Annotated in this window: 7 protein-coding genes and 1 pseudogene; 6 read left to right on the forward strand and 2 right to left on the reverse strand. The window is 71.7% G+C overall.

All coding sequences use genetic code 11. The features are described 5' to 3' along the window. The 6 genes from ACFTZL_RS36360 to ACFTZL_RS36385 form a co-directional block, all read left to right on the forward strand. On the forward strand, window positions 1-851 hold an 851-nt coding region (locus ACFTZL_RS36360; protein WP_382592107.1), incomplete at its 5' end, for a glucose-6-phosphate dehydrogenase. Further along, window positions 848-1,783, forward strand: a complete 936-nt coding sequence (opcA, locus tag ACFTZL_RS36365; RefSeq protein ID WP_382592109.1) for a glucose-6-phosphate dehydrogenase assembly protein OpcA — start codon at window positions 848-850, stop codon at window positions 1,781-1,783. The genes ACFTZL_RS36360 and opcA, both read left to right, overlap by 4 nt. Beyond that, window positions 1,776-3,440 carry a glucose-6-phosphate isomerase gene (pgi, locus tag ACFTZL_RS36370; RefSeq protein WP_382592112.1) on the forward strand — a complete coding sequence of 555 codons (1,665 nt, stop codon included), beginning with the start codon at window positions 1,776-1,778 and terminating at the stop codon, window positions 3,438-3,440. Before opcA ends, pgi begins: the two co-directional genes overlap by 8 nt. A 1-nt stretch (window position 3,441) precedes the next feature. After that, the gene (gnd, locus tag ACFTZL_RS36375) at window positions 3,442-4,326 is read left to right on the forward strand and encodes a phosphogluconate dehydrogenase (NAD(+)-dependent, decarboxylating) (protein ID WP_382592115.1); all 885 of its coding nucleotides are present in this window, start codon (window positions 3,442-3,444) and stop codon (window positions 4,324-4,326) included. Between the two features lie 4 nt (window positions 4,327-4,330). Next, window positions 4,331-4,918 (forward strand): histidine phosphatase family protein, encoded by a 588-nt coding sequence (locus ACFTZL_RS36380; RefSeq protein WP_382592118.1) that lies wholly within the window; start codon window positions 4,331-4,333, stop codon window positions 4,916-4,918. 71 nt (window positions 4,919-4,989) lie between these two features. Then, window positions 4,990-6,456, forward strand: coding sequence for a membrane-associated oxidoreductase (locus ACFTZL_RS36385; RefSeq protein WP_382592120.1), 1,467 nt, complete (start codon window positions 4,990-4,992; stop codon window positions 6,454-6,456). On the opposite strand, the gene ACFTZL_RS36390 is transcribed toward ACFTZL_RS36385, so the two are convergent. After that, complete coding sequence (locus ACFTZL_RS36390; RefSeq protein WP_382592123.1) at window positions 6,443-8,239, reverse strand: bifunctional sugar phosphate isomerase/epimerase/4-hydroxyphenylpyruvate dioxygenase family protein; 1,797 nt, start codon at window positions 8,237-8,239, stop codon at window positions 6,443-6,445. The two genes, ACFTZL_RS36385 and ACFTZL_RS36390, sit on opposite strands and share 14 nt — an antisense overlap. Before the next feature lie 15 nt (window positions 8,240-8,254). Then, window positions 8,255-8,364: pseudogene (locus tag ACFTZL_RS36395) on the reverse strand (shikimate dehydrogenase); the annotation flags it as partial.

Consider the following 8,364-nt stretch of genomic DNA (forward strand, 5'->3'; position numbering starts at 1 on the left):
GGTCCCTCGTGGACCATGTGCAGATCACCATGGCCGAGGACATCGGCATCGGCGGCCGCGCGGGGTACTACGACGGCATCGGCGCCGCCCGTGACGTCATCCAGAACCACCTGCTGCAGCTCATGGCGCTCACCGCGATGGAGGAGCCGGCCGCCTTCGACGCGGCGTCGCTGCTCACCGAGAAGCTGAAGGTGCTCCGGGCCGTGCAGCTCCCGCAGGACCTGGGGAAGAACACCGTGCGCGGCCAGTACGGGGCGGCCTGGCAGGGCGGCGCGAAGGTGCACGGCTATCTGGACGAGGACGGCATCGACGCCTCGTCGAAGACCGACACCTACGCCGCGATCAGGCTCCAGGTGGACAACCGCCGCTGGGCGGGCGTCCCGTTCTACCTGCGCACCGGCAAGCGGCTCGGCCGCCGGGTGACGGAGATCGCGGTCGTCTTCCAGCGGGCCCCGCACTCCCCCTTCGACTCCACCGCCACCGAGGAGCTGGGCTCCAACGCGATCGTCATCCGCGTCCAGCCGGACGAGGGCATGACGGTCCGGTTCGGTTCCAAGGTGCCGGGTACGTCGATGGAGATCCGGGACGTGACGATGGACTTCGCCTACGGCGAGTCGTTCACCGAATCGAGCCCGGAAGCGTACGAACGGCTGATCCTTGACGTCCTCCTGGGCGACGCCAATCTGTTCCCCCGTCACCAGGAAGTGGAAGAGTCCTGGAAGATCCTCGACCCGATCGAGAGGTACTGGGCCACGCACGGCAGGCCCGCGCAGTACGCGTCGGGGAGCTGGGGACCCGCGGAAGCCGACGAGATGCTCGCACGAGACGGACGGAGCTGGCGCAGGCCATGAAGATCGACCTGACCGACACCACGGCAAGCAAGATCAACAAGGCGCTGGTGCAGGGGCGCCGAGCCATCGGCACTCCCGCCGTGGGCATGGTCCTGACGATGGTGATCGTCACGGACGAGGAGAACGCCTACGACGCGATCAAGGCGGCCGAGGAGGCCTCGCACGAGCACCCCTCGCGCACCCTGGTCGTCATCAAGCGGCACGCCCGCACCCCGCGCGACCGCACCCAGTCCCGGCTGGACGCCGAGGTCCGGGTGGGCGCCGACGCGGGCACCGGCGAGACGGTGGTGCTGCGGACCTACGGCGAGGTGTCCGACCACGCCGACTCGGTGGTGCTGCCGCTGCTGCTGCCGGACGCGCCGGTGGTGGTGTGGTGGCCGGTGGACGCCCCGGAGGTGCCCTCGAAGGACCCGCTCGGGGCGCTGGCCCAGCGGCGGATCACCGACCTGTACGCCGTCGAGAACCCCCTGGAGACGCTGCGGACCCGGGTCCGCTCCTACGCGCCCGGGGACACCGACCTCGCCTGGACCCGGCTGACGCCCTGGCGTTCGATGCTGGCGGCGGCGCTGGACCAGGCCCGGGCGCGGATCGTCTCGGCGGCCGTGGAGGCCGAGGCCGACAACCCTGCCGCCGAGCTGCTGGCCCGCTGGCTGGAGGCGCGGCTGCATGTCTCGGTCGACCGTGTGGTCACCGCCGGGCCGGTCGTCACGGCCGTGCGCCTGGGCACCGAGAACGGCGAGATCGTCATCGACCGCCCCGAGGGCCCGCTGGCCACGCTGACCCTGCCGGGCCAGCCCTCCCGCACCCTGGCACTGAAGGTCCGTGCCACCTCCGAACTCATCGCCGAGGAGCTCAGGCGCCTCGACGCCGACGAGATGTACGCCATCGCCCTGAACGGCGAGGCCACCGAGGAGACCCCCGCTCATGTCTGACTCCCCCTCCGGCTCCCCCGAGCTCACCCGGCGGCCCGAGTGGACCGCCCTGGAGGACCACCGCACCGACACCCTGCCGCAGCCGGACCTGCGTGAGCTGTTCGCGGCGGACCCGGGGCGCGCCGAGCGCTATGTCGTGCGCGTGGGCGACCTGCGCATCGACTACTCCAAGCACCTGGTCACCGACGAGACGCTGGCCCTGCTCCAGGAGCTGGCCACCGCCACCGACGTGTTCGGGCTCCGGGACGCGATGTTCCGCGGCGAGCGGATCAATGTCACCGAGGACCGGGCCGTGCTGCACACCGCGCTGCGCGCGCCGCGGGACGCGGTGGTCGAGGTCGACGGCGAGAACGTGGTGCCGGGTGTGCACGCCGTGCTCGACAAGATGGCCGGCTTCGCCGGCCGTGTCCGCTCCGGGGAGTGGACCGGCCACACCGGCAAGCGCATCCGCAACGTCGTCAACATCGGCATCGGCGGCTCCGACCTCGGCCCCGCGATGGCCTACGAGGCGCTGCGGCCGTACACCGCACGGGATCTGACGTTCCGCTTCGTGTCGAACGTGGACGGCGCCGACCTGCACGAGGCGGTGCGCGACCTGGATCCGGCGGAGACGCTGTTCATCGTCGCGTCCAAGACCTTCACCACGATCGAGACGATCACGAACGCGACCTCGGCGCGCTCCTGGCTGCTCAAGGGCCTGGGAGGCGACGAGAAGGCGGTCGCGAAGCACTTCGTGGCGCTCTCGACGAACTCCGAGAAGGTCGCCGGGTTCGGTATCGACGTCGACAACATGTTCGAGTTCTGGGACTGGGTCGGCGGCCGCTACTCGTTCGACTCCGCGATCGGCCTGTCGCTGATGATCGCCATCGGCCCGGACGGCTTCCGCGAGATGCTCGACGGCTTCCGCATCGTCGACGAGCACTTCCGCAACGCCCCCGCCGAGGCCAACGCCCCGCTGCTGCTGGGCCTGCTCGGCATCTGGTACGGCAACTTCCACGACGCCCAGTCGCACGCGGTGCTGCCGTACAGCCACTACCTGTCCAAGTTCACCGCCTACCTCCAGCAGCTCGACATGGAGTCCAACGGCAAGTCGGTGGACCGCGAGGGCCGACCCGTCCAGTGGCAGACCGGGCCGGTGGTGTGGGGCACGCCCGGCACCAACGGGCAGCACGCCTACTACCAGCTCATCCACCAGGGCACCAAGCTCATCCCCGCCGACCTGATCGGCTTCGCGCGGCCCGTCGCCGAGCTGGGCGACGAACTGAAGGCGCAGCACGACCTGCTGATGGCCAATCTGTTCGCGCAGGGGCAGGCGCTCGCCTTCGGCAAGACCGCCGACGAGGTGCGGGCGGAGGGCGTGCCCGAGGAGCAGGTGCCGCACCGCACCTTCCGGGGCAACCACCCGACCACGACGATCCTGGCCACCGAACTGACCCCGTCGGTCCTCGGCCAGCTCGTCGCCCTCTACGAGCACAAGGTGTTCGTGCAGGGCGCGGTCTGGAACATCGACTCCTTCGACCAGTGGGGCGTCGAGCTCGGCAAGGTCCTCGCCAAGCGCGTCGAGCCCGCCCTGACCGAGGGCGCGGATGTCCCCGGTCTCGACCCGTCCACGGCCGCGCTGGTGGCCGCCTACCGCAATCTTCGGGAAGTGAACTGACATGCAGATCGGTCTTGTGGGTCTCGGCAAGATGGGCGGCAACATGCGCGAACGCCTGCGCAACGCCGGCCACACCGTCGTCGGCTACGACACCAACCCCGAAAAGTCCGACGTGGCCAGCCTGGCCGACCTCGTCAACGCGCTGGACGCACCGCGCACGGTCTGGGTCATGGTCCCGGCCGGCGGCCCCACCCAGCACGTCGTCGACCAGCTCGGGGGCCTCCTCAAGCCGTACGACACAGTCGTCGACGGTGGCAACTCCCGCTGGACGGACGACGAGAAGCACGCCGAGGAGCTGAGCAAGCACGGCATCGGCTTCGTCGACGCGGGCGTCTCGGGCGGTGTGTGGGGCCTGAAGAACGGCTACGCCCTGATGGTCGGCGGCGAGAAGGAGTACGTCGACCGGTTGCAGCCGATCTTCGAGGCACTCAAGCCGGAGGGCCCGTACGGCTACGTCCACGCGGGCAAGGTGGGCGCCGGGCACTTCGCGAAGATGGTCCACAACGGCATCGAGTACGCGATGATGCAGGCCTACGCCGAGGGCTGGGAGCTGCTGGAGGCCGTGGACTCGGTGGACAACGTCCGCGAGGTCTTCCGCTCCTGGCAGGACGGCACCGTGATCCGCTCCTGGCTGCTCGACCTCGCGGTCAACGCGCTCGACGAGGACGAGCACCTGGAGAGCCTCCGGGGATTCGCCCAGGACTCCGGCGAGGGACGCTGGACCGTGGAGGCCGCGATCGACAACTCCGTGCCGCTGCCCGCGATCACCGCGTCCCTGTTCTCCCGGTTCGCCTCCCGTCAGGACGACTCGCCGCAGATGAAGATGATCGCGGCGCTGCGCAACCAGTTCGGCGGCCATGCCGTCGAGTCCGCGAAGAAGGCGTAGCACCGTGGGCGATCTGCTGCTGGTCCGTCACGGCGAGACGGAGTGGAGCCGGAGCGGACAGCACACCAGCTTCACCGACCTGCCCCTCACCCCGCGCGGTGAGGAACAGGCCAAGTCGCTGGTTCCGCTCCTGGCGGGCCGCCCCTTCGCGCTGGTCCTCACGAGCCCTCTCACCCGCGCGGTGCGCACCGCCGAACTCGCGGGCCTGACGGGGGCCGTGCGGGACGCGGACCTGCACGAGTGGTACTACGGCGCCTACGAGGGCGTCACGACCGACGAGATACACCGCACCCGCCCCGACTGGGACCTGTGGACCGACGGAGGCCCGCCCGGTGCCGACGGCAAGCCGGGCGAGTCCCCCGAGGAGGTCGGCGAGCGCGCCGACCGGGTGCTGTCCCGGGTGGCGGGGGCGCTGCCCGAGGGCGATGTGATGCTGGTGGCCCACGGCCACTTCCTCCGCGCTCTGACGGCCCGCCGCCTGGGCCTGTCCGCGGCCGAAGGACGCCTGTTCCGCCTGGAGACGGGCACGGTCAGCCGCCTGTCGACCGAGCACGGCCGACCGGTGATCGCGGAGTGGAACGCGACGGCATAGCGCGAGGGAGTAACGCACGTCGGCCGGGGGTGAGTTGACAGCCCCCGGCCGGCGCGCAAGAGTCCCCGCTGATGGAGATCGACAATATGACACCCGCCGAGGAGCGGGTGTGGCGTGCCTTTTCGCGTGGGCAGGACGTGGACTTCCGGGAGTCGGCGGACGAGGATCCGGAGCAGGGTGCGCAGTGGGGCCCCGAACGGACCGTACGCGCGGCCGTGCTGCGGGCCCTGCTGCTGAGCGCTCCGCAGGAGGACGGCGAGACCGCCGCCCTCAGACTGGCGGGCGCGCGGATCACCGGGCTGCTCAGCCTGCAGTACGGCGACATCGACCACGCCGTGCGCCTGAGCCACTGTTTCTTCGAGAAGGTGCCCGTGCTGTACGCGGCGCGCCTGCGCCAGTTGAACCTGCGCGACTCCGTCCTGCCCGGCCTGGACGCCGCCACGCTGCGGGTGGACGGCGTCCTGCGCATGTCGGACTGCCTGTTCGACGGCCCCGTGCGGCTCGGCGGCGCGCAGATCGCCGGGGCGCTGTTCCTGGACCGGGCCGACATCGGCGAACCGCCCGCCGGTCAGCCGGCACTCCAGCTCAACCATGTGACGGTCGGGGACGGCCTGTCGGCGCCGGGCCTGCGGACGCGGGGCGAGGTGCGGCTGACGGGCGCGTCGGTCGCCGGGTCCGTCGACCTGGGCGAGGCCCGGCTGCGGGGCGGCGCGGGCGAGGTCGTCCTCGACGCGGAGCTGGCCGCGGTGGAAGGCGACGTCCTGCTGCGCGGCGTGGAGGTGTACGGCTGGATCGGCCTGCGCGGCGCCCGGATCGAGGGCCGCCTCGACCTGTCGCACGCGCGCCTGTCGAACCCCGGTGACGCCGCGCTGCGGGCCAGCAGCTGCACCATCGGGGAAGTCTGGCTGCGCAAGAGCCCGCCCATGGACGGCACGCTCAACCTGCGCCGCGCCCAACTGGACGTCCTGTGGCTGGAGCCGGACGTGGTCCCGGAGGAGGTCCTGCTCGACAGCCTCGTCTACACCTCCCTCACACCGCACGCGCCCGCCGAGCGCCGTCTGGCGATGCTGGAGCGGGACGGCGAGGGCTATGTCCCGCACGCCTACGAGCAGTTGACCGCCGCCTACCGACGGATCGGCGACGACCACGCCGCCCGCCAGGTCCAGCTCGCCAAGCAGCGCCGCCATCGCGGCACCCTCCCCTGGTACGGCCGACTGTGGGGCTATGTGCAGGACGCCACCGTCGGTTACGGCTTCCGCCCCCTGCGGGCCGCCGGCTGGCTGGTGTCGCTGCTCGTGATCGGCTCCGTGGCCTACGCGCTGCACCACCCCCAGCCGCTGAAGACGGACGAGGCCCCGCAGTTCAACCCGGTGTTCTACACACTCGACCTGCTCCTGCCCGTGATCTCCTTCGGGCAGGAGGGGGCGTTCGCCCCGGCCGACGGCTACCAGTGGCTGTCCTACGCTCTCGTCCTCACCGGCTGGATCCTCGCCACGACGGTCGTCACGGGCATCACCCGCACCGTCAGCCGCCAGTGAGCGCCCGCGCCGCGTGCTGGGCCGCCAGCCGTACCGGGGCGTTGGCGGCGCCGTAACCCCGGTAGCCGTCGTCGCGCTGGACCAGTTCGAAGAAGACGCGGCCGACGGTCCGGGTGTAGCAGTGGCGGAAGACGCCGTGGGCGTCGCGGTCGTAGAGGATGCCGAGGTCGCGGTAGGTCTCCAGCTCGCCGTCGGCGAACTCGAAGCGGGCGGCGAGGTCGTCGTAGTAGTTGGCGGGGACGGGCAGCAGCCGGCCGCCGACCTCCCGGAAGCGGCGGGCCGCGGCGACCAGGTCGTCGGTGGCGAGGGCGATGTGCTGGGCCTGGACGGTGTCGTCCGTGGGCGCCGCGCCGACGGTGAGGGCGATCCGGACGCTGCCGTCGGCGTTGGTGACGGCGCGGCTGCGCAGCAGACCGTAGGGGTCGGCGACGTCCACGCTCTCCTGGGCGTGCAGGCCGAGCACCCCGCAGTGGAAGAGAGCCGCCTCGTCGAAGTGGTGCCAGGGCTGGGTCAGGGCGAGGTGGTCGATACGGCTGATGCCCGTGGGGGCGGCGGCCGGGCCGGTGTCCTCGAAGTCGGCCCGCCAGTCGGGCAGGCCCGGGCGGCCGGTGGCGCAGAAGAAGAGCTCCGTGCCGTCGGGGGCGGCGACCGCGTCCAGCGGGGCGTCCTCGGGTGCGCGTCGGCGGGGCAGGACGGGGGCCAGCAGTGCCTCGGCACGCCGGGCCGCCGCGGCCGGGTCGGGTGACTCCAGCCCGATCGCGGCGAGCTGGGTGCCGTCGCGGCGGACGGCAGGCCCGGTGTTGACGAGGATCCGGGCCTCGCCCAGCTCCCACAGGGCGACGGGCTTGCCGCGGTGCCGGGCGGTACGGGTGAAGCCGAGGGAACCGAGCAGGGCGGTGAGGGGCTCGGCATCGGGCGTGACCAGCTCGGCGAAGGCGACGCCGGTGGGGACGACGGGGTCGGGCAGGGGTGCCCGGCCGACCGTCTCCTGGAGGACCAGCAGGGAACGCCGGGCGTCCACGGCGGTCGGTCCGGCGTCGGCCTGCCGGAAGACGTCGTTGAAGACCTCCAGCGAGAGCGGGCCGTCGTAGCCGGTGCGCAGGACGTGTCGCACGAGTCCCGCGACGTCGAAGCCGCCCTGGCCCGGGAAGCAACGGTAGTGGCGGCTCCACTGGAGGACGTCCATGGCGAGCAGCGGGGCGTCGGCGAGCTGGAGGAAGAAGATCTTCTCTCCGGGGATGTCCTCGATGCCCTTGGGGTCCGAGCCGCGCGACAGGATGTGGAAGCTGTCCAGGCAGGTGCCGAGCGCCGGGTGGCCGGCCGCCTCGACGATGCGCCAGGCGTGGTCGTACGTACTGACGTGCCGGCCCCAGGCGAGCGCCTCGTAGGCCACCTTGACGCCGGACTCCCGCGCGAGGTCGGCGAGCCGGCTCAGTTGCTCGGCGGCGAGGGCGTCGTCGTCCACCGCCTGCGGGGAGACGCTGGAGCAGACGAGGACGGTGTCGGCGCCGAGCCTGCGCATCAGCTCGAACTTGTGGCGGGCCCGCCGCAGGTTCCGGGCGAACTCGGCCTCGGGCACCGCCTCGATGTCCCGCATCGGCTGGAAGAGGTCGATGGTCAGGCCGAGATCGGCGCAGCGGGCCCGGATGTCCTCGGGGGTGAGGGGGCTGGCCAGCAGATCGTTCTCGAAGATCTCCACCCCGTCGAAGCCGGCCCGGGCCGCGGCATCGAGTTTCCCGGTGAGGGATCCGCTGAGGGAGACGGTGGCGATGGACGTACGCACGGTCGGTACCTCTTCCTAGTTCGGTGCCCCTACGGCCCCGGCCAGTTCGGTCAGGTCCGTCAGCATCCGCGCGGCGTCGGGTTCCCGCCCGGTGAACAGGCGGAACGCGTCGGCGGCCTGGAAGC

The organism is Streptomyces sp. NPDC056948 (genome assembly GCF_042674225.1).
Classification (GTDB): domain Bacteria; phylum Actinomycetota; class Actinomycetes; order Streptomycetales; family Streptomycetaceae; genus Streptomyces; species Streptomyces purpurascens.

Bases quoted from the DNA above. Each gene is read 5' to 3' on its own strand.
- opcA (WP_382592109.1), top strand. From the start codon at position 848: ATGAAGATCGACCTGACCGACACCACGGCAAGCAAGATCAACAAGGCG.
- ACFTZL_RS36385 (WP_382592120.1), top strand. From the start codon at position 4,990: ATGGAGATCGACAATATGACACCCGCCGAGGAGCGGGTGTGGCGTGCC.
- pgi (WP_382592112.1), top strand. From the start codon at position 1,776: ATGTCTGACTCCCCCTCCGGCTCCCCCGAGCTCACCCGGCGGCCCGAG.
- gnd (WP_382592115.1), top strand. From the start codon at position 3,442: ATGCAGATCGGTCTTGTGGGTCTCGGCAAGATGGGCGGCAACATGCGC.